The organism is Thiocapsa sp. C2-2m (assembly GCF_041903745.1).
Taxonomy (GTDB): domain Bacteria; phylum Pseudomonadota; class Gammaproteobacteria; order Chromatiales; family Chromatiaceae; genus Thiocapsa; species Thiocapsa roseilacustris.
In genome coordinates this window covers 21,898-43,632 of record NZ_JBBWVD010000024.1, presented here as the reverse complement: position 1 = coordinate 43,632, position 21,735 = coordinate 21,898, and the positions used below count along the sequence as shown (strand labels likewise).

Genomic DNA, 21,735 nt, shown 5'->3' with positions numbered 1-21,735 from the left:
CTATGCTGACCTGATATACTCCCGGCCATGAACCACACACCCCTGCTCGTCGTCGGCGAGCCCGACGATGCCGATTCCCCGGAACCCGACAGTCCGGGCCTGATCCCCACCCCACAGCACCCGACCAATCCGGCGTCTCGCCGTTCGAGCCGGCATCCCTGCCCTGCCGGAGTCCCCCGATGAGCGCCTGGATGTTTCTCGTCGTCGGCCTTCTGATCCTGATCAATGCGCTCTATGTCGCGGCCGAGTTTGCGATCGTGGGTTCCCGGGCCAGCCGCGTCGAGCATTTTGCCCGGCAGGGTCATCGACTCGCTGCGGCGCTCTTGCCCATCGTCAAGGACACGACGCGCCTGGATCGCTACATCGCCACCTGCCAGATCGGGATCACACTCTCCAGCCTCATCCTCGGCGCCTTCGGACAGGCGACGATCGCTATTGCGCTCGGTGCACTCCTGATCTCGGACTGGGGGATGGAGACAGTGGGCGCCTACGCCATGTCGGCGACCATCGTGCTGGTGGTGTTGACCTCGACCCAGGTCGTGCTCGGCGAGCTGATCCCCAAAACGGTGGCGCTTCAGTACCCGGTCGGGACGGCCATGTATACCTACCTGCCGATGCGCTGGTCCTTGGTCCTGTTCTATCCCTTCATCGGATTGCTCAACGGGAGCGGCAACCTGATCCTGAGGGGGTTCGGCATCGATCCGGAGGTCAGCCATCGGCACGTCCATTCACCGGACGAGATCGAGCTGCTGATTCGCGAGAGCAACGAGGGCGGGATGCTGGAGGCCAAGGCGAGCAAGCGTCTGCGCGAGGTGCTGCGCCTGAGCCGCCACACGGTGCGTCAGTTCATGGTGCCGCGGCGACAGATCGCGAGTCTGGATCTGGCCGCACCGCTCGATGAGCTCTTGGCCGAGATCGACGCGTCGCCTTATACGCGCTTGGTGGTCCACCGGGGCGGGCTCGACAACGTACGCGGCTTCATCCATGTGAAGGATCTCGCGATCGCGACCGCCGGCGGGCGCGAGATCCTCGCCCTGCAGCCCCTGGTGCGCCCGCTTCTGGCGCTGCCGAACCGATTGACACTGGATCGGGTGCTGGGACAGATGCGCGATCGGCGCGCCCGCATTGCGCTTGTGGTGAGCGAGTACGGCGACGTCGAGGGCCTCATCAGCCTGGAGGACATCGTTCGCGAGCTGATCGGCGAGCTTTCCGACGAGTTCAAGTCCAACAGCGAGCTCGACCCGGAGCAGCTCGACGACACGTGTTGGCGCCTGCCCGGACGCCTCCCGCTCGACGAGGCGATCGATTGGGCCCGCCCCTACACCGACCCGGCCGTCTGGGAAACGAGTCAAGCCGAAACCCTCGCCGGCTGGTTGCTGGAGCAGCTCGGGAACATCCCGGTGGCGGGCGACAGGCTCGAGGTGATCGGTCTTGCGTTCGAGATCGAGTCGATGGATGGCCCGGCGATCGCCTCCGTCATGGTTCGTGTCGTCGGCGGTGCAGCGGGAGACGAGCATGCATGAGCTCTGGATCGTCCTGATCGTCGTCATGGCCTTGGTGGCCCTCAACGGACTCTTTGTCGCCGCCGAGTTCGCGATCATCGGGACCTCGCGCGCCGCGATGACCGCGCGTGCGGAGGACGGAGACGCCCTGGCGCGGCGCATCGCCCGGATCCTCGACAACCCGGCGCGACTGGATCGTTATGTCGCCACGGCGCAGCTCGGCATCACCTTCGCGAGCCTGGGTCTGGGGATGTACGGCGAGCACACCCTAGCCGGGTACTTCGAGGAATGGCTTCTGCGCGCGGGATTCACCGCCCCGGGTGCATTCTTGACGGCGCACGGGCTCGCGTCGGTGTTGGCCATCGCTGCGATCACCTATCTGCATATCGTCTTGGGCGAGATGGTCCCCAAGGCGCTTGCGCTGACCCGGCCCATGAAGGTCGCCATGTGGGTGACCCCGCCCATGTTGGTCATCGGCTTGATCCTCTACCCCTTGGTCCGCGTGCTCAATCTGACCGGCAACCTCTTGCTTGGCCTGGTCGGCTTCAAGCGCGGACGCAGCGCGGGCCATTATCTGGGCCAGGACGAGCTGGAGTCGCTCGCCCGCGAGAGCCAAAAGAGCGGCCTCTTGAGCGAGGAGAGCGGCCGGATCTTCCTTGAGCTTGCGGACTTCAGCGAGATTGCCGCGGTGCAGGCGATGGTGCCGCGGGTGCGCGCGAGCGGGATCCCGGTCGGCGCAACCGACGCCATGCTCCGCGAGATCCTGCATCGGCATCGCCACACCCGATATCCGGTCTACGAAGGCAGTCTCGACCAGATCATCGGGACGATCCACATCAAGGATCTGATGGCGCTGCTGCGTGCAGGCACCGGTCTTGATCCCGCGGTGGTCCGAGAAACCGCCTACCTGCCCGAAACCGCGACCCTGGACGATGTCCTTGCCGCCATGGACCGGGTGCACAACCAGATGATCGTGGTGATGGACGAGCACGGCGGGACCGCCGGCATCCTCACCATGGAAGACATCTGCGCCGAGGCCGTCGGGGATATCGAGGAGGGTGTCGAGGACGTCCCGGATGTCTTGCCGGTCGGCACCGCGGGCTATCAGGTCCAAGGGACGGTCCGTCTGGACACCTTGGGCGATCTGATCGGGCGCGAGCTCGAGCATCCCGAGATCGACACGGTCTCGGGCCTGATCCTGAGCGAGCTGGGCGGACCGCCCGTGCTGGGAGATTCGGTCCGGTGGAACGGCCTGCGATTCGAGGTCAGTGGCCTCTACGGCCGCGGCGTCCGCCAGGCCACCCTGACGCTCGAGGTGCCGGAGACAACCGCCGATCGGGATGCCGAGGCAGAGGATGCGCGCTGATCCTTGACCTCCACCGGAGACCATGGACATTTTAATTCTTGTCGCCCTGATCCTTCTCAACGGCCTGTTCGCCATGTCCGAGATCGCGCTCGTCACCGCGCGACGGGCACGCCTCGCCCGACTCGCGGACGACGGCGATCGGGCCGCCGCCATTGCGGTGCGACTCGGCGAGGAACCCAACCGTTTCTTGTCGACCATCCAGATCGGCATCACCTCGATCGGCATCCTCAGCGGTATCTTCGGCGAGGCGGCACTCGCCGAGCCCCTTGCGCTCTGGCTGCAGGGGCTCGGCATGGAGCAGGGCCCAAGCGAGATCGGCGCGACGATCCTGGTCGTGGTCATGATCACCTATTTCGCGATCGTCGTCGGCGAGCTCGTACCCAAGCGCATCGGCCAAATCAACCCGGAAGGCATCGCCCGCTTGGTCGCACGACCCATGTACCTGTTGTCGATCGCCTCGCGTCCCTTCGTCCACCTGCTCGCAGGCTCGACCGCGCTGCTGCTGAGGCTGATCGGTCAACGCGAGACCCGGGGGCCGACCGTCACCGAGGAAGAGATCCACGCCATGTTGGAAGAAGGATCGGACGCGGGCGTCATCGAGAAGACCGAGCACGACATGGTGCGCAACGTCTTTCGACTGGACGATCGCCAGATCGGCTCGCTCATGGTGCCACGCTCGGAGGTCGTCTGGCTTGATGTGGAGCGCCCGCTGGAGGAGAACCTTGCGCTCATCGCCGAGTCATTTCACTCGCGCTTCCCGGTGTGCGAGGGCGGCCTGGACGACATGATCGGCATCGTGACCTCCAAGCAGCTCTTCAACCAGACCCTCAAAGGCGAGCAGGTCGACCTGCAAAAGGATTTGATGGCGCCGGTCTTTGTCCCGGAGTCGCTCACGGGGATGGAGCTGCTGGAGCAGTTCCGCAGCTCGGGGAGTCAGATGGTCTTCGTCGTCGACGAATACGGCGGGGTCGAGGGCTTGGTGACCTTAAGCGACGTGATCGAGTCGGTTACCGGCGAGCTTCTCCCCCAGAGCACGGAGGAATCCTGGGCTGTGCAGCGCGAGGACGGCTCCTGGCTGCTCGATGGTCTGATTCCGATCCTCGAGCTGAAGGACCGGTTGGGGATCAAGCGCGTCCCCGAGGAAGAGAAAGGACGTTATCACACGCTCTCGGGAATGATGATGTGGTTGCTCGGCCGTTTGCCGGGCACGGGTGACATCTCCAACTGGGACGGCTGGCGCTTGGAGGTCGTCGATCTTGACGGCAGGCGCATCGACAAGGTCTTGGCAACGCCGCTGCCCGAGTCTCCGGCCAAGCCGCCCGCGCCGCCGGACGGGGGGCGGTCGTCGACCGAGACGGAAGCCAACGGCGAGCTGCCAACCCCTTGAGGAACGAAGGCGATGACCGAGCCCGGGACGGCGGTATCGGACTCTGATATGGAACGATTTAAAAAGATCTTGTTCGTCGTCGATGCCGAAAAGGCATGTCTGCCCGCGCTGGAGCGAGCTGTTGCCCTGGCGGCAAACAACGAGGCCGATCTCGCGGTTGTCGCGGTCATCCCTCGCCTGCACACAGGCATCCACCTGTTCGGCGACGGTGCGACCTCCGACGACCTGCAAGCCGCAGCGGAAGCCCAACAGCGGCTGCGCCTGAGCTCTCTGATCGAGCCGTATGGGCGGCGCCTCCGAATTCGCACCGATGTCTTGATCGGCACGCCGTACCTGGAGATCATCCGCGAGGTCTTATCCGAGGGGCATGACCTGGTGATCCGTCCCCCGGATGGAGCGGCCTGGTCGGGCAGATTGATCGGTACCGACGAGATGAACCTTTTGCGCAAGTGCCCCTGTCCGGTGTGGCTCATCAAGTGCGGGGGATCGCGTTCCTTCCGACGAATCCTGGCGGCCGTCGATGTCGGCGACAGCAACCGACCCGGCGAGGAGACGCGTCATGCCATGAATTGCCGAATCATCGAGGTCGCGAGCGCGCTGGCGCGGTCCGAACGCGCTGAGCTGCATGTTGTCTATGCCTGGGACGCGGTCGGCGAAGCCATCATGCGGGGGACCACGGTCAACACGCCGGAGAAGTACGTCGCGTCCTATCTCCGGCAGGTGAAAGAGCGCGGCGCGGCCAATCTGGAGGCGCTGTTGGGCGAGGTCACCGAAGTCGCGGGTCCGTTCACGCCCGATGATCCGAAGCTGAAGACGCATCTCGTCAGGGGGAGCGCGCGGAAAGAGATTCCCGCACTGGCCAAACAACTCGAAATCGATCTTGTCGTCATGGGAACCGTCGGCCGCACCGGCATCCCCGGCCTGCTGATGGGCAACACCGCGGAAACGATCCTGCAGCAGGTCGATTGTTCCGTGTTGGCCGTCAAGCCGCCCGGGTTCGTCACGCCCGTGACGTTGGATAGCTGAGGGGCAGGACTACGACCGACTCATCCCGATCCACGGATCGCGAGCAGGGTACGGAGCCCTGCTACGCGGCAGCCGTTGTGGCGATCGTCGCAAGAGCGACGATCGCCACAAGCCCTTAAGGACGGGGCACAAAGGCCAAGGTCTTAACGCCGGACCCGCTCGATGCTGAACAAGGTAGTCGTGCCGCTCACCTCGTTGGCGACGACCAACAAGGGCACCCCGCGGATCGGACTCTGCCACGCCTCGATCACCGTCAGGCCCTCGGCGCCCACATCGCCCGCCTCCGGCGTGCCCGGCTCGGCGCCGAAGTCACGGTTGTTGAGGTACTGAACGAAGCTCGGTGCACGGGGATTGGTGACGTCATAGACCATGATACCGCCGATACGCTCCAGGCCGATGAAGGCATAGTTGCACCCCCATAGCTTGGCCACGGCCACGCCCTCGGGCTCGAAGTCCTGTGCCACGCTCGCGTTGGGACCGAAGACACGTAGGATGGGTCGAGAATCGCGTTGTTGAACGCGCGGAAATCGGCCGTCCGCACAGCCTCCTGGAAAAGTCTACGAATGTTTCGCGGCAGCTCGATGATGCTGACCGAGCCCTCCGGATCCACCCTGCAATCGTCGCTCGGCTCGCCCTCGTTGGCCACCAGCACCCGCTTTCCATCCGGCGTGAAGGTCGCCATGTCCGCTAGCGCACCGACCTCGACGGACGCGAGGACCTTCCCGTCGGCGTTGAAGAAGACCGCCTTGCCCGGATCCGTTTTGGGATCCGCTTGGACCGCGGCGACGATCAGCCCCTTGTGTGTTGAGGATCCCCCCGGACTCACGCTATCCAAGAGCTGCGGAGCCGAGGGGGTGCGGATGTCGAGCACATCGACGTTGCCGCTCTGCGCGTTGACGACGAACAGACGCTGCGTCTTGGGATCGTGGGCCACGATCTCGGCCGCGGACTCGCCGAATACGCCGGTTGCATAGGTACCGAGCTGCGCGATGGCGATCTTAGGCAGAAATGCATCCGGACCCGCTAGGGCCGGAGCGCCGATACCGAGCCCCAGGGCGCAGCCTGCGGTAAGTCGAGAGACGGTCGTAAACCACATGAGACGGAGATCCTCGTTGGGTGAAAACCCCCGATTATCGGGATCAGGCATACCGTTCATGGACAGCACGATGACGATTCGACGATATGCGGCTGCGCACTGCGAGCCGGACGCCGATCACCGCAGGACGCTCAGAGATAAAGCAGCGACGCCACCAGGAAGAACACCAGGACCGCAATGATATCGTTGCCGGTGGTGATGAAGATGCCCGTGGCCATCGCCGGATCGATCTTGAAGTGGTGGAGGATCAGCGGCACGGCCGCGCCCATGGTCACGGCAAGCAGTGTTACGACGGTCAAGGCCAGGCCTGCGGTCAACGCCAAGCGTATCGGATCCGCAACACCCACCAAAGGCCCGACGGCGAGTACGATCCCGGCGAGGATCAAGGCCGCGATCGACCCGTTCAGCAAGGCCGCAAGCATCTCCTTGATGAGCCGCCAGGGCAGATCCCCGATCCAGAGGGTGCCGGCCGCAAGGCCCTGGATGGCGACCGTCGCGGCTTGAATACCGGCGTTGCCTGCCATCGACATCACGATCGGGATGAAGCTCGCCAGGATGGCCGCGGCGGCGATCTCCGCCTCGTAGGAGCTGATGACGCTGCCCGAGACGAGCGCGCCGACCAGACCGGCGAGTAACCAGGGGAGGCGGTTCTTTACGATGCCGAGCACCGGGTCGTCGGCGCGCGCGTCGGGAGAGACGCCGCTGAGCAGACGCACGTCCTCCTCGGCCTCGTCGCGGACCACTCGTTGCAGCTCGTCGGCGGTGATGCGCCCGAGCAGTCGACCCTCGGTATCTACCACCGGTACCGTAATGAGGTCGTTCTCCCGAGTGACGCGCACGACCTCCTCCTGATCCATATCCGAGCTGACGGACACGAGATCGGTGCGCATCACCTGGTCCACCTGAGCATCGCTCGGTCGCAGCAGAAGGTCGCGGAGTTTCAGATAGCCGAGGAGCTTGCGATCCGCATCCACGACATAGACTGCCGAGAGTTTCTTGATCAAATCGGCGCGACGACGCACCTCGGCGACGACCTGCCCGACGTTCCAGTCCGGCGGCACCGCGACCAGCTTACGGGTCATGATGCTGCCGGCAGAGTCTTCCTGATACGCCTTGAGCTCGCGGACGGCGTCGGCGTCACGCAGGTGCGGGATGAGCCGCTCCTGGACCTCGTCGGGAAGCTCGGCCAGGACCTGAACCACCTCCTCTGTGTCCCGGCCGTCGAGGATCTCGGCGAGCCGCTCGATCGTGGCGTCTTCGAGCAAGGCCGCGCGAAAATCGTTGTTGAGTCCGGCGATCACCTTTGCGGCAGGGCCGGCAGGCAAGACCAAGAAGAGTTTGCGCGCGCGCTTCAGGGGAAGCTGCACGAGCAGCTCGACGATGTCGCGCGGGTGCCAGGTTCGCAGCAGACGGCGAATCTCCTCGCGCTCGCCTGCCTTGATCATGCGCCCGATGGCCTTGATCAGGGGGCGGTTGACGTCGAGGGCCTCGCCCGGCCGGCCGCGGGTCCAACGTAGCCGAGGCGTTTCGGTGGTCTCTGTCATGTCTGAGGGAGTCCCGGAGTGTAGCGTTGCTGATCGGCGTTTCGAGGCTCGAAACCCGCCGGAGTGTGGCAACACCGGCGGATCAAATCAATTGCGACGGGGTTATCATGCTCATGCCGACCAAGCCGATGGTCTTCCGGCTCAAGCGCCTCGACTGAGACACAAGACAAAGAACCATGTCGCAAACCACCACACCGCAACGGGATTGGCTCCCGCAAGGCATTGCCTTGGTCCTGATCGCCCTGCTCGGCACCCTGCCCTTTTGGCTGACCGACTTGGATATCCAGGCCGCCGCGTTGTTTTATCATCCGGAGGCCGAAGACCCCTGGTACGAGGCCCAAGCAGCGCTCTGGTCTTTCCTCTATGTCGCCTCGCCGCTCCTGACCGGATTCATCCTGCTCGCCAGCCTGCTCGTCCTCGGCGCCGGCGCGGTCTGGCAGTCGTTCAGGCGGCTGCGTTGCTACGCGATCCTGTTGATCGCGACGACGATCCTCGGGCCCGGACTCATCGTCAACGGTATCTTCAAGGACAACTGGGGGCGGCCGCGACCGCACCAGATCGAGCAGCTCGGCGGGACGCGCGCCTATGTCCCGCCGCTCGCACTCTCCACGAGCGGTGACGGGAAGTCATTCCCCTGCGGGCACAGCTCGGTCGGTTACATGCTCGGGGTCTTCTTCATGATCTGGCTCAGGCGCAGGCCGGCGCTCGCCTGGACGGCGCTGGCGGGCTCGCTCGCCTTCGGCACCCTGCTCGGGATCGGGCGGATGGCGGCGGGCGACCACTTCCTCTCGGACGTCATCTGGTCCGGGGTGATTGCCTACGGCGTTGCCTGGGGGCTCTATTACTTTGTCTTGCGCATCCCGCGGCGCGAGGCCGCCGAGGCGGCGGCACCGCCCTCCAGGATGCCCGAGTTGCGACGTCCGAAACTCACGGCGGCGGTCTATGCGCTCGTCGCGGCCCTGATGATCGGGGCCGTGTTGTTGGCGACACCGCTGAAAAACGTGCAGATCCAATGGGTCCGGCCGGGCGATTTCGATCCGCCGCCCAGGGTCTTGCGTCTGGTTGCCGATCAGGCCTATGTGATCCTCTTCTGGCCGGGCGGCGTGCACCGCACGGCCGAGATGCGCTTGGAGGCGCGCGGATTCGGGTTGCCCTGGAGCAAGGTCGAACACGATTTGACCGGCGACCACCAGGCCCTGACCTATCGGATCAGCCATCAGGGGATCTTCACCGAGAAAGACACCAAGGTCGTCATGGGGATCGTTGCGAACGATTGGGATCGGGTCGAGGTCCGGATCGACTCGGGCGACATCCGGGTTCATCCCTCGCAGGACCCGCTACCCGAGCTCGACCTGCAGACGGGCGACGGCGAGGTGATTCGGGTCGACCACTGATCGGGAATTTGCGCGTGCCGAACGACAACCACCTGCGAGGACCGCAGTCTTGACCACCAACGGGGCGAAGCCGTGCCGCAATCCGAACCCTTGATCCGATTCATCCGCACGACCGCCGCGGACATCCCGGCGGACGTGACCCTCACGCTCACATTGGAGCAGCGCACCCGCTGTCGTCTGCGCGTCATGCTCGACGACGGTCGCGAGGCCGGACTCTTCCTCCCCCGCGGCACCATCCTACATCACGAGGACGCACTGATCGCCGAGGACGGACTGGTCGCACGCATCATCGCGGCACCGGAGCACCTCTCGCGTGTGGAGAGCGCAGACCCGCACCTACTCGCGCGCGCCTGTTATCACCTCGGCAACCGGCATGTGCCTCTGCAGATCGAGCCGGGGCGACTCAGCTACCGACAGGATCAGGTCCTCGACGAGATGGTGCGCGGTCTCGGGCTTGAGGTCGGGCTCGTGGATGCCGGCTTCGAGCCGGAATCCGGGGCCTATGGCGGTCAGGGCACGGATCATTCGGGCCATGTCCACGAGCATTGACGGGGCGCTGCCTCTGCTGCGCCTGATGCACCTGGTCAGCCCCTCGCTGCCGGTCGGCGGTTTCACCTACTCGCAGGGCATCGAATGGGCGGTCGAGACCGGTTGGATCCGCGATGCCGACGACTTGGAAGGCTGGATGGCCGATCAGATCGGGAGCAGCCTTGGGTATCTGGACCTCCCGCTCTTGTTCCGGATGCAGGCGGCGGCGCTCGATCGCAATCAGGCACGGATGTCCGGTTGGGTCGATCGGCTCTTGGCCGGGCGAGAAACCGCCGAGTTGCGGCGCGAGGAGGCCGATCGCGGACGCGCGCTCGCCGATCTGCTCATCGCCTGGGGCCTGGAGGACGCGCTCGCCTGGAAACCGCAGCTCGCTCGGAGCCAAGCCGCGGGATTCGCCTTCGCCGCCGCGGCCTGGCGGATCGAGCCGCGCGATGCGGCGACGGGTTATGCCTGGAGCTGGCTTGAGAATCTGGTCCTGGCCGGGATCAAGCTCGTACCCTTGGGCCAGACCCGCGGTCAACAGACGCTGGCACGACTGGCAAGGCTCATCCCGAGCACGGTCGCCTCGGCGCTGGAGGTTGCGGACGAGGAGATCGGCGCCTCGACCCCGGCCCTGGCGATCGCAAGCTCCGCCCACGAGACCCAGTACACCCGCTTGTTTCGTTCCTGAAGGAGACACCATGGTCGATGCATCACCCCTGCGCATCGGGGTCGGCGGTCCCGTCGGCTCCGGCAAGACGGCGCTGCTGGATGCGCTCTGCAAGGCGCTGCGTGACCGCTATCGGTTGGCGGTGGTCACCAACGATATTTACACCCGCGAAGACGCGGAGTTCCTGATCCGCTCGCAGGCCCTGCCGGCCGAGCGTATCGTCGGCGTGGAGACCGGCGGCTGTCCGCACACCGCCATTCGCGAGGACGCCTCGATGAACCTGGCCGCGGTGGAGGATCTGCAGATCCGTTTCCCGGATCTCGATCTCGTCTTCATCGAGAGCGGTGGCGACAATCTCGCCGCCACCTTCAGCCCCGAGCTGGCGGACCTGACGATCTATGTCATCGACGTGGCCGAGGGCGAGAAGATCCCGCGCAAGGGTGGGCCCGGCATCACCCGCTCGGACCTCTTGGTGATCAATAAGATCGATCTGGCGCCCTACGTGGGGGCTTCGCTGGAGGTCATGGAGCACGACTCCAAACGCATGCGCGGGGAGCGGCCGTTCGTCTTCACGAATCTGCGTACCGGTCAGGGGTTGGAAACGATCCTTGACTTCATCGAGCATCAGGGGATGCTTAGTCACTCATGCGGCAAATCTTGAATAAACCGTCGCAGACTATTTCGTTGTCGTTGTCGTTGTCGTGTTCGTCCGGAAACCGATTACGATTACGACAACGACAACGATTGCATCCGGTGCGCAACTGGTTTCCGACCCGTCACCTACGGGTCGGTCGATCCCTCGGCCCAGCGCCGCGCCGCGTCGTCGTCCGTCCCGCGTGCATCGACCCACCGCTCGCCCTTCGCGGTCTGCTCCTTCTTCCAGAAGGGTGCGCGGGTCTTGAGGTAGTCGATTAGAAACTCGCAGGCACGAAAGGCCTCGCCCCGGTGCCGGCTGCTCACGCCCACGAACACGATCGGATCCTGCGGCGCGAGCTCGCCGACGCGATGCAGGATGCTGATGTCCTCGAGATCCCAGCGCTGAGCGGCCTCCTCGGCGATGGCGCCGAGCGCCTTCTCGGTCATTCCCGGATAGTGCTCCAGGGTCATGGCGGCAACCTCGGTGCCCTCGTTGATGTCGCGCATCAAACCGATGAAGGTGACGACGGCGCCGACCTGCGGCTTGTCGTGGGAAAGAATTTTTTGCTCCTCCGCAATGTCGAACGAATCGCGTTGGACTCGAATGCGTTGCATGCTCGGCTTCTCCGACGCTGGTGTCCGGGGTTCGCCCCCGGTCTGCCCGGCCCGCTCGGCAGAGGAATCAGGGGGATCCTATACTTTTGAGTGCGAGCGTCCGGCCTCGGATCTCGCCGGCTTTCGCTCCGATCCGGGTGTCGAAGCGTCCGCCGAGAGAGAGCCTTTCAGGGACGAATCATGCCCGATCTCATCCTCCAAGTCCCTGTTTTGCTGAACCATCCACAAGAGGAAACGACGATGAACTGGAAAGAACAACTCGACAAAGCGGTTGCGGCAGTCAAAGAGGCCGCCACGAGCGAGAACGCACGGGAGATCGCGGGCAAGGCGAAAGCGGCGGCCATGGGTCTGGTCGAGAAGGTCAAGACCGGCGCTGTCGACGCGGCCGATGCATTCGTCGAGGCCAATCGCGATCCTTCCTCGCTGTCCGTGCGCTTCCTGAATGCGGATCTCACCATCGTCTCGCCCGCAGAGGGCATCACGATCACCCGACCGGATGCAGCGACCCTCGTGATCGAGGATGGCTCGGGCAATGGTCTCGTCATCAACGCGGGGGCCGATCCTGCCATTATTGCCGAGACCATCGGGACGGTCGCCAAGCTGAGCGACAACACCTTCGACCTGGGTCAAGAGGACGGTGTCAACGTCGTCGTGATCAAGTTCTGATTCGGTCCGTATCGCGAGGCGTCGCGGCGCCTCGCGATGATCCCGCGACCATGCCTCCGCTCATCTCTCGAATCACCGAGTGGCCTCACCGGGCCATTCACTGGCTCTGCAGCGGTCGTGCCGACTACAACGCCTTCCAGAAGCGCAAGGCCACACCCGCATACCGGACGCGGCGCACGCTCTGCCTGGTCGTCTGGGGCGCTGCCGCCATCCTGATGCTGCTCTGCCCAAGCCCCGGATGTGTCGTGACCTTCATCCTGATCGCCACATTCGTGAGTTTTTCGCTCCTGGACGAGCGGTCGTGAAGGGTCTTGGGCGAATTTCCGAACCGCGGCTCCTAGTGCAGCACGGCAGATGTGTCGAGTCCGCTCTTTGTCCGTTCGTTGTCGTTGTCGTTGTCGTAATCGCGGTCGTAGTCGGATCGATGGTCGATGACGACAACGACAACGAAGATGATCTCGGACGGTCTCGGAATCTCTGCACCGCTACCCTAGCTGCACATCGGAGCATTCCAAACCGATAGGGCCATCAGTTGTGCCGAGCCCTTCGGAGACCGCTGAGCCGCGTCCAGAGCGAGATGCTCACTTTCGAGTGAATTCGACGTTCGGTGCATCCACGGCCTTTCGCGGGGGGCGCGGTTTAAAATTTTATATGTTTCAATACTTTAAACCGCGCCAGCTCCGACACATGACGCATACCGCACCGGGCGCGGTTTAAACCGCTCACCCGATCGGTGCAACGCCCATCAGGAGCTTGTGCATCCAGAACATGAAGAGCAGGTAGAGCCCGATGCCGCCGATGATTGCGATGGCGTCGTTGACTTGATTCGGCGGTGCCCCGTAGACGGTCGGCGCCGTGCGGTGCTTGAGCGAGATCCGATCGGCAACCGCCCAGGCCAGGAAGGTTCCGAACAGGAGGATGTCGGCGGCGGTGCCGTTGGCGAGCAGGTGGGCCGTTGCCCAGATCTTAACCGCGAGCAACATCGGATGCTTGGTCGCTGAGTGAATCCGACCCGGAAGATAAGCGGCAAGCAGCAACGGAAAGACCGGCAGCATCAAGAGCAGGCTGATATGCCCCATCCAGACCGGCGGTTCGTAGATGATGACGGGCGACAGACGGGCGGCCCCGTATCCCGAGACGATCAAATAAAATCCGACCAAGGCGACGAGCCCATACACCGCCTTCCATGGGATTTCGCCGAATCGCGCGACCAGATCAGTGCGCCACTGGCTGTTGATGATGGACACGGAGTGAATGCCAAGAAACAGGATCAAACCGAGGACGAGTACTGCCATCCGAGGATTCCTCCAAGAGCATTGAAAAATTAGCTTCCCTTAAACCGCGTCCGGAGCGACATGCGGTGTGTCCGTGTGGATTCCACCTCGCTCCGACTCAAGGCGGCTGTGGCCGACGCGGTTTAGATCGCGCAAGAATAGTGTCCAAAGCATTCGCGAATGCCTGTCGATCGTGCGGTCCGAACGTCGGCGGCCCGCCGGTGTTGACGCCGCTGCCGCGCAGGGTGTCCATGAAGTCGCGCATCGTCAGGCGCTCGCGGATCGTGTCCTTGGTGTAGAGCTCGCCGCGGGGGTTCAGGGCTTGGCCGCCACGTTCGATGACCTCGGCCGCGAGCGGGATATCCGCGGTGATGACCAGATCACCAGCGGCGAGTCGCTTCAGGATCTCGTTGTCGGCGACGTCGAACCCCGCGGAGACCCGGACCGAACGCACTAGGGTCGATGGAGGCGTGCTCACCGGCCCGTTCGCCACCAGCGTCACTGCAACGCCGAGCCGTTCCGAGACCCGAAAGAGGATCTCCTTCACGGCATTCGGACAGGCGTCGGCGTCGACCCAGATCTCCACCGTCTCGGACCCGTCAGCTCGCCTCGACCGCAACAAGTGTCGCAGGCGGCACCTCGGCATCGGCGACCACGGCATCCGTCTCGCTCTCGACAGCGTCGGCGGACGTCGGCTCATGCACCAGAATAATCCCGCCGAGCGGGGGCAGTGCGATCGGGATGGAATAAGGCCGTCCCATCCAGCTCACCGGCTCGGCTTCGACACCGCCCTGGTTGCCGACGTTGCTGCCGCCGTAGAGCGCGGCGTCCGAGTTCAATGCCTCGCGATAGAAGCCGGGCTCGGGTACGCCAATGCGATAGTTGGTGCGCGGTACGGGGGTGAAGTTGAATGCGGCGGCGACGATCTGCTTGCCGGAGCGGTCCTTACGCAGATAACTCAGAACGGACTGCGAGCTGTCGTGACAATCGATCCACTCGAAGCCGGAGCTGTCGAAGTCGACCTCATGCAGCGCGGGCTGCTCACGATAGAGACGATTGAGGTCCGAGACGATCTGCTTGATGCCTTCGTGCTGCGGACGCTCGAGCAGATCCCAATCCATCGCCGCGTCGAAGTCCCACTCGGCGCCGTGCGCGAACTCGCAGCCTTGGAAGAGCAACTTCTTGCCGGGGTAACTGAACATGACGGTGTAGAGCAGGCGCAGACTCGCGAATTTCTGCCAGGCGTCGCCGGGCATCTTATCCAGCATGGATTTCTTTCCGTGCACCACCTCGTCGTGCGAGAAGGGGAGCACGAAATTCTCGGTGAAGGCATAAAGAAGACCGAACGTCAGCAGATCGTGATGATAATGGCGATAGATGGGATCCTTCTGCATATAGGACAGGGTGTCGTGCATCCAGCCCATATTCCATTTCATGCTGAAGCCGAGACCGCCGAGATAGGTCGGGCGCGAGACCGCAGGCCAGGCCGTGGATTCCTCGGCGATCATGAGCGTGCCGGGGTGCTGCTCGTGCGTCACTGTATTTAACTGGCGGATGAAATCCACTGCCTCGAGGTTTTCGTTGCCGCCGTATTTGTTCGGGATCCATTCGCCGGCATTGCGCGAGTAGTCGAGATACAGCATGGAGGCGACCGCATCGACACGCAGGCCGTCGAGATGGAACTCGTCGAGCCAATAGAGCGCGCTCGACAGCAGGAAGTTCTTCACCTCGTTGCGGCCGAAATTGAAGATGAGTGTTCCCCAATCCTTGTGCTCGCCCATGCGCGGATCGGCATGCTCGTAGAGGGCCGTGCCGTCGAAGCGCGCCAGGGCATAGGCGTCCTTGGGAAAATGGGCGGGCACCCAGTCCAGCAGCACGCCGATGCCGCGGCAATGCAGGTAATCGACGAAAAAACGGAAGTCGTCCGGCGAGCCGAAACGGGCACTCGGCGCGAAATAACCGGTGCATTGATAACCCCAAGATGCGTCCAAGGGGTGCTCGGTGATGGGAAGAAGCTCGATATGGGTAAAGCCCAGCTCGGTTACATAGTCTGCGAGCTGCTCTGCAAGCACTCGATAATTGAGAAACTCGCCATCCGCACCGCGTTGCCATGATCCGAGATGGACCTCGTAAACGGAAAAGGGCCGATGCTGCCAATCCGATTCGGCACGGGCCGCAAGCCAATCCTGATCTGCCCAACGGAAGCGACTCTCCGGACAGATGAACCCGGCCGTTTGCGGGCGCTCTTGGAAGGCCTGCGCGTACGGGTCGATCTTGACGTGGATGTTGGTCGCGCGATCGCGGATCTCATACTTGTAGAAGCCGCCTTTTCCGATCCCGGGGATAAACAGCTCCCACACACCCGTGCCGCCGCGCACGCGCATCGGGTGGGCGCGCCCGTCCCATTGGTTGAAATCTCCGACGACGCTCACGCGATCGGCGCTCGGCGCCCAGACCGCGAACTGCACGCCCGACACGCCCTCGACATCGGTCAGGTGCGAGCCCAGGAAACGGTAAGCGTGCCAGTGTCGGCCCTCGCCGAAGAGGTGCAGATCGAAATCCTGGAGCTGAGGAGGAAAACAGTAGGGATCGTGATGGACGTGATGTTCCCCGGAGGCATCGATCCAGTCGATGCGATAACGCTCGGGAACCTTGGACGCCGAGCCTTCCCAAAGGAAGAAATCCGTTCCCTCGATCCGCGCTAAGGGCTCGGACGCCTCGACCAAGGTGGCCGACTCGGCGCCCGGCAGGAACACGCGGACCACTGCCCGGTCGCCCTCGAGGTGCCGACCGAGTACCTCGAACGGGTCGTGGTGGCGCGCCTCGATGATGCGCTGCAAGGGTTCCGGAACCTTGGGGGCTTGCTGTGTCGCGGTTGCCATTCTGAAGTATTTCCTTCGCTGTCGGCTCTCGATGTCGCCTGTAATTGGCGCTGTCGCGGAAACCGTTCGATATCGCGGCGCCACGCCCTGAATCTGTGGGTCGGCAGCAGATGGGCGGACAAGTTCGGGGGTCTCGTCGGGGTCGACGGCCCGAGGCGCGGCGAGGGGATCACCCGACCGCGGGGCAGTGCGCCGACGCTTCCGACCGACTTGATGTTAACATAAGGAGCACTGCTCTTACGCCTTCGCCTAGACGACAACAGGAGGACTTATGCCCCAAACGAATCCCCGGTTCGTCAGCCGCCTGACCCGAAATACCCTGGCGCTGATCCTGGCCGGGGGACGGGGCTCGCGCCTGATGCACCTGACGGCATGGAGATCCAAGCCGGCCGTCCCTTTCGGCGGAAAATTTCGGATCGTGGATTTTCCGCTTTCGAACTGCATCAATTCCGGGATCCGCCGCATCGGCGTCTTGACGCAATACAAGGCGCATTCCCTGATTCTGCATATTCAGAAGGGCTGGGGGTTTCTGCGCGGCGAATTCGGCGAGTTCGTGGAATTATGGCCGGCACAGCAACGCGTTGCGGAGACCGCTTGGTATGCGGGAACAGCGGATGCGGTATTCCAGAACCTCGACATCATTCGCGATCACAATCCGGACTATATCCTGGTACTCGCGGGCGATCATATCTATAAGATGGATTATGGCGCCATGATCGCCTACCACGTCGAATCCGGCGCGGATATGACGGTTGGCTGCCTTGAGATGGAGACCGAGCGTGCCAGTGACTTCGGCGTCATGTCGGTCAACGACGAATGCCGCGTACTGCGATTTGCCGAGAAACCGAAGGAGCCCGAACCCATCCCGGGATCGCCGGGCAAGAGCCTCGTTTCGATGGGAATCTATGTGTTCAATCGCGGTTTCCTGTTCGAGCAGCTGATCAAGGACGCCGACACCCCCCGCTCTTCGCATGACTTCGGCAAGGACATCATCCCCGCCGTGATCAAACACTATCGCGTCATGGCCCACACCTTCCGCGACCCGCGGAGCGGCGAGCAGGCTTATTGGCGTGACGTCGGTACACTCGACGCCTTCTGGGAGGCGAACCTCGAGCTGATCGGCGTGACGCCGCCCTTGAGCCTCTACGACAAGAGCTGGCCGATCTGGACCTATCAAGAGCAATTACCGCCGGCCAAGTTCGTGTTCGACGACGAAGATCGACGCGGCATGGCGGTCGATTCCATGGTCTCGGGCGGATGCATCATCTCCGGGTCCACGGTGCGGCATTCGTTGTTGTTCTCGAATGTACGTGTGAACTCTTATGCCTATGTGAAGGATTCGGTCATCCTGCCGGACGTGGTAATCGGCCGAAACTGCACGATCCGCAATGCGGTGCTCGATCGCTATTGCCAAATCGACGAGGGAACCGTGATCGGCCTCGATCAGGAAGCGGATCGCAAAGCGGGCTTCTACGTCAGCGAGGGCGGTGTCACCCTCGTCACCCCCGAGATGCTCGGCCAAGACGCCAACCACGTCCGTTGAGGGCCTCGTCCGAATGCAGATCATACTGAACGGTGCGGCCACCGAGGTGACCGATGCAATCACCATGGCCGAGCTGATCGAGCAGCTTGAGCTCGGCACCCGTCGACTGGCCGTCGAGGTCAACGCCGAGCTGGTGCCGCGCAGCCGCTTCTCCGAGCATCGGCTTGCGCCGCAGGATCAGGTCGAGATCATCCACGCCGTCGGCGGCGGATGACCCGGCTTGGGGCTCCTGCATCGAATCCTTTATCCTGGAACGATCCTGAATCTTTCTTTTTTGGCCACGACATCCATGCCCACCGAGACAGCCGCAACCGATCGCTTCACCCTCGCCGGACGCGAGTACAGCTCCCGACTCCTCGTCGGCACCGGGAAATACAAAGACTTGGCCGAGACCGCGCGGGCTATCGAGGCGAGTGGCGCCGAGATCGTCACGGTCGCGGTAAGGCGCACCAACCTCGGCCAAACCCCGGGCGAGCCGAACATCCTCGATATACTGCCGCCCGATCGCTACACCATCCTGCCGAATACCGCAGGCTGCTACGATGTGGAGACCGCCGTGCGCACCTGCCGGCTCGCGCGCGAGCTTTTGGACGGCCACACCCTGGTCAAGCTCGAGGTCCTGGGCGACGAGAAGACGCTCTTCCCGGACGTGATCGCCACGCTCAAGGCCGCCGAGGAGCTGGTCAAGGATGGCTTCCAGGTCATGGTCTATACCAACGACGACCCGATCGTCGCCCGGCAGCTCGAAGAGATCGGCTGCATCGCCGTCATGCCGTTGGCCGCCCCGATCGGCTCGGGGCTCGGCATCCGCAACCCGCTCAACATCCGCACCATCGTCGAGAACGCCCATGTCCCGATCCTGGTCGATGCGGGTGTCGGCACGGCGTCGGATGCCGCCGTGGCGATGGAGCTCGGCTGCGACGGCGTGCTGATGAACACCGCGATCGCCGCGGCACGCGACCCTATCCTGATGGCCAGCGCCATGCGTAAGGGGATCGAGGCCGGGCGCGAGGCGTTCCTTGCCGGTCGCATGGCGCCGAAGCGGTTCGCCTCGGCGTCGTCGCCGATCGAAGGGCTGTTCTTCCAGCACTGAACCGCGTCTCGAGCGGAGCGCGATGGTCGATGTTGGACGGGCGTTCGCGGCTACGACCGGGGTTCGTGCCGGACGCGGTTCAGAAATTTTGAATCCAATGGTTAGGTCATTTCCGGGAGAAGATCGACCGACCTGTAGGGGCGAATTTATTCGCCCTACATGTCTACGGGACATGCGCAATCGGGATGCCCAGTCACGGAAATCGCCTCAGGGTGCTTTGACTGCGAAAGCGGTGGCCGAGAGGCCAGTTGTAGGGACCTCATGACGGCCGAGACGACGCCCAAATTCCTGCGCCCCATCCGGAGCTTCGTCCTGCGCGAAGGTCGTTTGACCTCCGCGCAGGAGCGCGCCTTTCGGGACCTCTGGCCGCTCTACGGGGTGAATTGGACGGCGGACGCGCCGATCGATCTCGCGGGACTCTTCGGCAACGCCCACCCCGTCGTCCTTGAGATCGGGTTCGGCAACGGCGATTCACTTGCCGAGATGGCCGAGCAGGATCCGCAGAGCAATTGGTTGGGCATCGAGGTTCATCGCCCCGGTGTTGGGCATCTGCTGCTCGAGATCGAGCGACGCGGGCTGACCAATCTGAGGCTGATGCGGCACGACGCGGTCGAGGTGCTCGCCCGCGGCATTGCGCCCGGCAACCTGGAGCGCGTTCAGCTCTTCTTTCCCGATCCCTGGCCGAAACGCCGCCATCACAAGCGTCGCATCTTGACGCCCGAGCTGATCGGGCTGCTCGCGCACGCGCTCCGCCTGGGCGGCGTCTTTCACGCAGCGACCGATTGGGAGCCCTATGCCGAGCAGATGCTGGAGATCCTGGAAGCGTCCTCGGAGACCTTCGAGAATCTCGCCGGACCCGGCGGTTTCTCGCCCCGCCCGGCGTCACGTCCGCTCACCCGTTTCGAGCAACGCGGCGAACGCCTCGGCCATCGGGTCCGCGACCTGATGTTTCGCCGGCGCTGATCCGGGGGCGCCAATGTCCGGACTCAGACTCGACGGGATCCGCTCGCGGGCGCTCGGGCCGCTCGATCTCACGGTCGCGGCGGGGGAGCTGGTCTTTGTGTCGGGCCCGTCCGGCTCGGGCAAGAGTCTCCTGCTGCGCGCCGTCGCCGACCTGGATCCGCATGAGGGCGAGGTCTGGCTGAGTGAGGAGCCGCGCTCGCGCATCGCCCCCTCGACCTGGCGTCGGCGGGTTGGCCTTCTCCCTGCGGAGGCCTTCTGGTGGGCGGAGAGCGTCGGCGAGCATCTGCCGGGCAACCGGACCGCGCATGCAGATCAGCCCACGTCGCCGCTTCCTCCGGCGCTCCTGCGTCTGACCAAACCCTTTCGACGCGCACCCGTTCGCGTCTCGAATCACCCCGCCCTGCCAGACCCATCGACCATCACGGACTGGCTGGACCATCTCGGCTTCGCACCCGACGTCCTCGGCTGGTCGGTCACTCGCCTCTCGACCGGGGAGCGTCAACGTCTGGCGCTGGTGCGCCTGCTCGCACAGACGCCCGAGGCGCTGCTGCTCGACGAGGCCACCGCAAACCTGGATCCGAGCAACGCCGTGCGCGTGGAATCCGTCGTCGAGACCTATCGCAAGACGCAGGGCGCGGCCGTGCTCTGGGTCAGTCACGACCCGGAGCAACGCCGCCGGATCGGCGGGCGCTCGCTGGTCATCCGCAACGAGCGTCTGGAGCCCGAAGCGTGACCCTCATCTATCTGAGCCCCTTTGATCTTGGCCTCGCATCCATCCTGGTGCTCTTGCTCGCCGGCATGTCCTGGCGGCTGCGCCTCGGGATCGAGCGCCGAGTCCTAATCGCGGCCGCGCGCAGCACGGTCCAGCTTATGCTCGTCGGACTGGTGCTGAAGGTACTCTTCGCCCAGACCAGCCTTCCGCTGATCGGTCTGATGGCCTTGGTGATGCTCTCCGTCGCCGGTTACGAGGTGATGCAGCGCCAGAAGCGCCGGTACCGCGGCGTGTGGGGTTACGGGATCGGCGCACTCTCGATGTTCCTGTCGGCCTTCACCGTGACGCTGCTCGCCCTGACGGTCATCATCGGGGTCGAACCTTGGTATCAGCCGCAGTACCTGATCCCCCTGCTCGGTATGCTGCTCGGCAACACCATGAGCGGGATCGCCATCGCACTCGACAGCCTGACCCGCCAAGCCTGGGATGCACGCGGCCGCATCGAGGCACGCCTGCTCGCCGGCGGCACCTGGGACGACGCCATCGAGGAGGTGCGTCGCGATGCCCTGCGCTCCGGCCTCATCCCTATCATCAACGCCATGGCCACCGCCGGCCTAGTCAGCCTCCCCGGCATGATGACCGGCCAGATCCTCGCCGGCAGCCCGCCGATGGAAGCCGCCAAATACCAGCTCCTCATCATGTTCCTAATCGCTGCCGGCACCGGCCTCGGCTCCATGGCCGCCGTCTGGATCGGCTCGCGCCGCTTGTTCGACGACCGCCAGCGACTGCGCCTCGACCGGCTCGCCGCGGCGAACCGCTTGAGTTGAAAAGAATACCA

22 protein-coding genes and 1 pseudogene are annotated in these 21,735 nt (G+C 64.1%); 16 read left to right on the top strand and 7 right to left on the bottom strand.

Annotated features, from left to right (window positions below; genetic code table 11):
* Window positions 1-179: 179 nt before the first annotated feature.
* Genes AADX97_RS18330 through AADX97_RS18315 form a run of 4 tightly spaced genes read left to right on the top strand, consistent with a single transcriptional unit; the run spans window position 180 to window position 5,281 of the window.
* A complete protein-coding gene (locus tag AADX97_RS18330; protein WP_374235093.1) occupies window positions 180-1,523 on the top strand; it encodes a hemolysin family protein in 1,344 nt (447 codons plus the stop codon).
* Window positions 1,516-2,868 (top strand): hemolysin family protein, encoded by a 1,353-nt coding sequence (locus tag AADX97_RS18325; protein ID WP_374235094.1) that lies wholly within the window; start codon window positions 1,516-1,518, stop codon window positions 2,866-2,868. Before AADX97_RS18330 ends, AADX97_RS18325 begins: the two co-directional genes overlap by 8 nt.
* A gap of 22 nt (window positions 2,869-2,890) precedes the next feature.
* On the top strand, window positions 2,891-4,255 hold the full coding sequence (locus AADX97_RS18320) for a hemolysin family protein (protein ID WP_374235095.1): 1,365 nt from the start codon (window positions 2,891-2,893) through the stop codon (window positions 4,253-4,255).
* A gap of 48 nt (window positions 4,256-4,303) precedes the next feature.
* Window positions 4,304-5,281, top strand: a complete 978-nt coding sequence (locus AADX97_RS18315; RefSeq protein ID WP_374235097.1) for a universal stress protein — start codon at window positions 4,304-4,306, stop codon at window positions 5,279-5,281.
* A 143-nt stretch (window positions 5,282-5,424) separates the two neighbouring features.
* Here the strand turns inward: AADX97_RS18315 and AADX97_RS18310 are convergent, their stop codons facing one another.
* From AADX97_RS18310 to mgtE, 3 genes and pseudogenes are all read right to left on the bottom strand, one after another.
* Window positions 5,425-5,745 (bottom strand): hypothetical protein, encoded by a 321-nt coding sequence (locus AADX97_RS18310; protein ID WP_374235098.1) that lies wholly within the window; start codon window positions 5,743-5,745, stop codon window positions 5,425-5,427.
* Window positions 5,746-5,846: 101 nt separating this feature from the next.
* Window positions 5,847-6,377, bottom strand: a pseudogene (locus AADX97_RS18305) (alkaline phosphatase); the annotation flags it as partial.
* A 131-nt stretch (window positions 6,378-6,508) separates the two neighbouring features.
* On the bottom strand, window positions 6,509-7,921 hold the full coding sequence (mgtE, locus tag AADX97_RS18300) for a magnesium transporter (RefSeq protein ID WP_374235100.1): 1,413 nt from the start codon (window positions 7,919-7,921) through the stop codon (window positions 6,509-6,511).
* Window positions 7,922-8,097: 176 nt separating this feature from the next.
* On the opposite strand from mgtE, the gene AADX97_RS18295 reads away from it, so the two are divergent.
* The 4 genes from AADX97_RS18295 to ureG all read left to right on the top strand — a co-directional run bounded on the left by AADX97_RS18295 (window position 8,098) and on the right by ureG (window position 11,174).
* On the top strand, window positions 8,098-9,315 hold the full coding sequence (locus tag AADX97_RS18295; RefSeq protein WP_374235101.1) for a phosphatase PAP2 family protein: 1,218 nt from the start codon (window positions 8,098-8,100) through the stop codon (window positions 9,313-9,315).
* A gap of 90 nt (window positions 9,316-9,405) precedes the next feature.
* Window positions 9,406-9,864 carry an urease accessory protein UreE gene (ureE, locus tag AADX97_RS18290; protein ID WP_374235154.1) on the top strand — a complete coding sequence of 153 codons (459 nt, stop codon included), beginning with the start codon at window positions 9,406-9,408 and terminating at the stop codon, window positions 9,862-9,864.
* Entirely contained in the window at window positions 9,848-10,534 is a 687-nt protein-coding gene (locus AADX97_RS18285; protein WP_374235103.1) for an urease accessory protein UreF, read from the top strand. The genes ureE and AADX97_RS18285 overlap by 17 nt, the downstream gene beginning before the upstream one ends.
* Window positions 10,535-10,544: 10 nt before the next feature.
* A complete protein-coding gene (gene ureG, locus AADX97_RS18280; protein WP_374235105.1) occupies window positions 10,545-11,174 on the top strand; it encodes an urease accessory protein UreG in 630 nt (209 codons plus the stop codon).
* Window positions 11,175-11,293: 119 nt separating this feature from the next.
* Here ureG and moaE read toward each other — a convergent pair whose 3' ends face one another.
* Window positions 11,294-11,764, bottom strand: a complete 471-nt coding sequence (moaE, locus tag AADX97_RS18275) for a molybdopterin synthase catalytic subunit MoaE (protein WP_374235107.1) — start codon at window positions 11,762-11,764, stop codon at window positions 11,294-11,296.
* A gap of 240 nt (window positions 11,765-12,004) precedes the next feature.
* Here moaE and AADX97_RS18270 point away from each other — a divergent pair, with 240 nt between their 5' ends.
* Complete coding sequence (locus AADX97_RS18270; RefSeq protein WP_374235108.1) at window positions 12,005-12,430, top strand: hypothetical protein; 426 nt, start codon at window positions 12,005-12,007, stop codon at window positions 12,428-12,430.
* Window positions 12,431-12,480: 50 nt separating this feature from the next.
* Window positions 12,481-12,735: a hypothetical protein gene (locus AADX97_RS18265; RefSeq protein WP_374235109.1), complete on the top strand. Its 255-nt coding sequence runs from the start codon at window positions 12,481-12,483 to the stop codon at window positions 12,733-12,735.
* Between the two features lie 417 nt (window positions 12,736-13,152).
* On the opposite strand, the gene AADX97_RS18260 is transcribed toward AADX97_RS18265, so the two are convergent.
* The 3 genes from AADX97_RS18260 to glgB all read right to left on the bottom strand — a co-directional run bounded on the left by AADX97_RS18260 (window position 13,153) and on the right by glgB (window position 16,586).
* Window positions 13,153-13,725 (bottom strand): NnrU family protein, encoded by a 573-nt coding sequence (locus AADX97_RS18260; RefSeq protein ID WP_374235110.1) that lies wholly within the window; start codon window positions 13,723-13,725, stop codon window positions 13,153-13,155.
* Between the two features lie 97 nt (window positions 13,726-13,822).
* Window positions 13,823-14,290 carry a YaiI/YqxD family protein gene (locus AADX97_RS18255; RefSeq protein WP_374235111.1) on the bottom strand — a complete coding sequence of 156 codons (468 nt, stop codon included), beginning with the start codon at window positions 14,288-14,290 and terminating at the stop codon, window positions 13,823-13,825.
* Window positions 14,291-14,303: 13 nt separating this feature from the next.
* Window positions 14,304-16,586 carry a 1,4-alpha-glucan branching protein GlgB gene (gene glgB / locus AADX97_RS18250; RefSeq protein WP_374235112.1) on the bottom strand — a complete coding sequence of 761 codons (2,283 nt, stop codon included), beginning with the start codon at window positions 16,584-16,586 and terminating at the stop codon, window positions 14,304-14,306.
* A gap of 271 nt (window positions 16,587-16,857) precedes the next feature.
* On the opposite strand from glgB, the gene glgC reads away from it, so the two are divergent.
* The 6 genes from glgC (at window position 16,858) to fetB (ending at window position 21,724) form a co-directional block, all read left to right on the top strand.
* Window positions 16,858-18,129, top strand: a complete 1,272-nt coding sequence (gene glgC, locus AADX97_RS18245; RefSeq protein ID WP_374235113.1) for a glucose-1-phosphate adenylyltransferase — start codon at window positions 16,858-16,860, stop codon at window positions 18,127-18,129.
* 13 nt (window positions 18,130-18,142) lie between these two features.
* Entirely contained in the window at window positions 18,143-18,343 is a 201-nt protein-coding gene (gene thiS / locus AADX97_RS18240) for a sulfur carrier protein ThiS (RefSeq protein WP_374235114.1), read from the top strand.
* A 75-nt stretch (window positions 18,344-18,418) separates the two neighbouring features.
* Complete coding sequence (locus tag AADX97_RS18235) at window positions 18,419-19,222, top strand: thiazole synthase (protein ID WP_374235115.1); 804 nt, start codon at window positions 18,419-18,421, stop codon at window positions 19,220-19,222.
* Window positions 19,223-19,483: 261 nt separating this feature from the next.
* A complete protein-coding gene (gene trmB, locus AADX97_RS18230) occupies window positions 19,484-20,185 on the top strand; it encodes a tRNA (guanosine(46)-N7)-methyltransferase TrmB (RefSeq protein WP_374235116.1) in 702 nt (233 codons plus the stop codon).
* Between the two features lie 13 nt (window positions 20,186-20,198).
* Window positions 20,199-20,918: an ATP-binding cassette domain-containing protein gene (locus tag AADX97_RS18225; RefSeq protein ID WP_374235117.1), complete on the top strand. Its 720-nt coding sequence runs from the start codon at window positions 20,199-20,201 to the stop codon at window positions 20,916-20,918.
* Window positions 20,915-21,724, top strand: a complete 810-nt coding sequence (gene fetB, locus AADX97_RS18220; RefSeq protein ID WP_374235118.1) for an ABC transporter permease — start codon at window positions 20,915-20,917, stop codon at window positions 21,722-21,724. The genes AADX97_RS18225 and fetB overlap by 4 nt, the downstream gene beginning before the upstream one ends.
* Window positions 21,725-21,735 lie beyond the last annotated feature (11 nt).

What these genes read in the sequence shown, in the direction of transcription:
- AADX97_RS18330 (WP_374235093.1), top strand. Translation starts at nt 180, where the DNA reads ATGAGCGCCTGGATGTTTCTCGTCGTCGGCCTTCTGATCCTGATCAAT.
- AADX97_RS18325 (WP_374235094.1), top strand. Translation starts at nt 1,516, where the DNA reads ATGCATGAGCTCTGGATCGTCCTGATCGTCGTCATGGCCTTGGTGGCC.
- AADX97_RS18320 (WP_374235095.1), top strand. Translation starts at nt 2,891, where the DNA reads ATGGACATTTTAATTCTTGTCGCCCTGATCCTTCTCAACGGCCTGTTC.
- AADX97_RS18315 (WP_374235097.1), top strand. Translation starts at nt 4,304, where the DNA reads ATGGAACGATTTAAAAAGATCTTGTTCGTCGTCGATGCCGAAAAGGCA.
- mgtE (WP_374235100.1), bottom strand. Translation starts at nt 7,921, where the DNA reads ATGACAGAGACCACCGAAACGCCTCGGCTACGTTGGACCCGCGGCCGG.
- AADX97_RS18295 (WP_374235101.1), top strand. Translation starts at nt 8,098, where the DNA reads ATGTCGCAAACCACCACACCGCAACGGGATTGGCTCCCGCAAGGCATT.
- AADX97_RS18285 (WP_374235103.1), top strand. Translation starts at nt 9,848, where the DNA reads ATGTCCACGAGCATTGACGGGGCGCTGCCTCTGCTGCGCCTGATGCAC.
- ureG (WP_374235105.1), top strand. Translation starts at nt 10,545, where the DNA reads ATGGTCGATGCATCACCCCTGCGCATCGGGGTCGGCGGTCCCGTCGGC.
- moaE (WP_374235107.1), bottom strand. Translation starts at nt 11,764, where the DNA reads ATGCAACGCATTCGAGTCCAACGCGATTCGTTCGACATTGCGGAGGAG.
- AADX97_RS18270 (WP_374235108.1), top strand. Translation starts at nt 12,005, where the DNA reads ATGAACTGGAAAGAACAACTCGACAAAGCGGTTGCGGCAGTCAAAGAG.
- AADX97_RS18265 (WP_374235109.1), top strand. Translation starts at nt 12,481, where the DNA reads ATGCCTCCGCTCATCTCTCGAATCACCGAGTGGCCTCACCGGGCCATT.
- AADX97_RS18260 (WP_374235110.1), bottom strand. Translation starts at nt 13,725, where the DNA reads ATGGCAGTACTCGTCCTCGGTTTGATCCTGTTTCTTGGCATTCACTCC.
- glgB (WP_374235112.1), bottom strand. Translation starts at nt 16,586, where the DNA reads ATGGCAACCGCGACACAGCAAGCCCCCAAGGTTCCGGAACCCTTGCAG.
- glgC (WP_374235113.1), top strand. Translation starts at nt 16,858, where the DNA reads ATGCCCCAAACGAATCCCCGGTTCGTCAGCCGCCTGACCCGAAATACC.
- thiS (WP_374235114.1), top strand. Translation starts at nt 18,143, where the DNA reads ATGCAGATCATACTGAACGGTGCGGCCACCGAGGTGACCGATGCAATC.
- AADX97_RS18235 (WP_374235115.1), top strand. Translation starts at nt 18,419, where the DNA reads ATGCCCACCGAGACAGCCGCAACCGATCGCTTCACCCTCGCCGGACGC.
- trmB (WP_374235116.1), top strand. Translation starts at nt 19,484, where the DNA reads ATGACGGCCGAGACGACGCCCAAATTCCTGCGCCCCATCCGGAGCTTC.
- AADX97_RS18225 (WP_374235117.1), top strand. Translation starts at nt 20,199, where the DNA reads ATGTCCGGACTCAGACTCGACGGGATCCGCTCGCGGGCGCTCGGGCCG.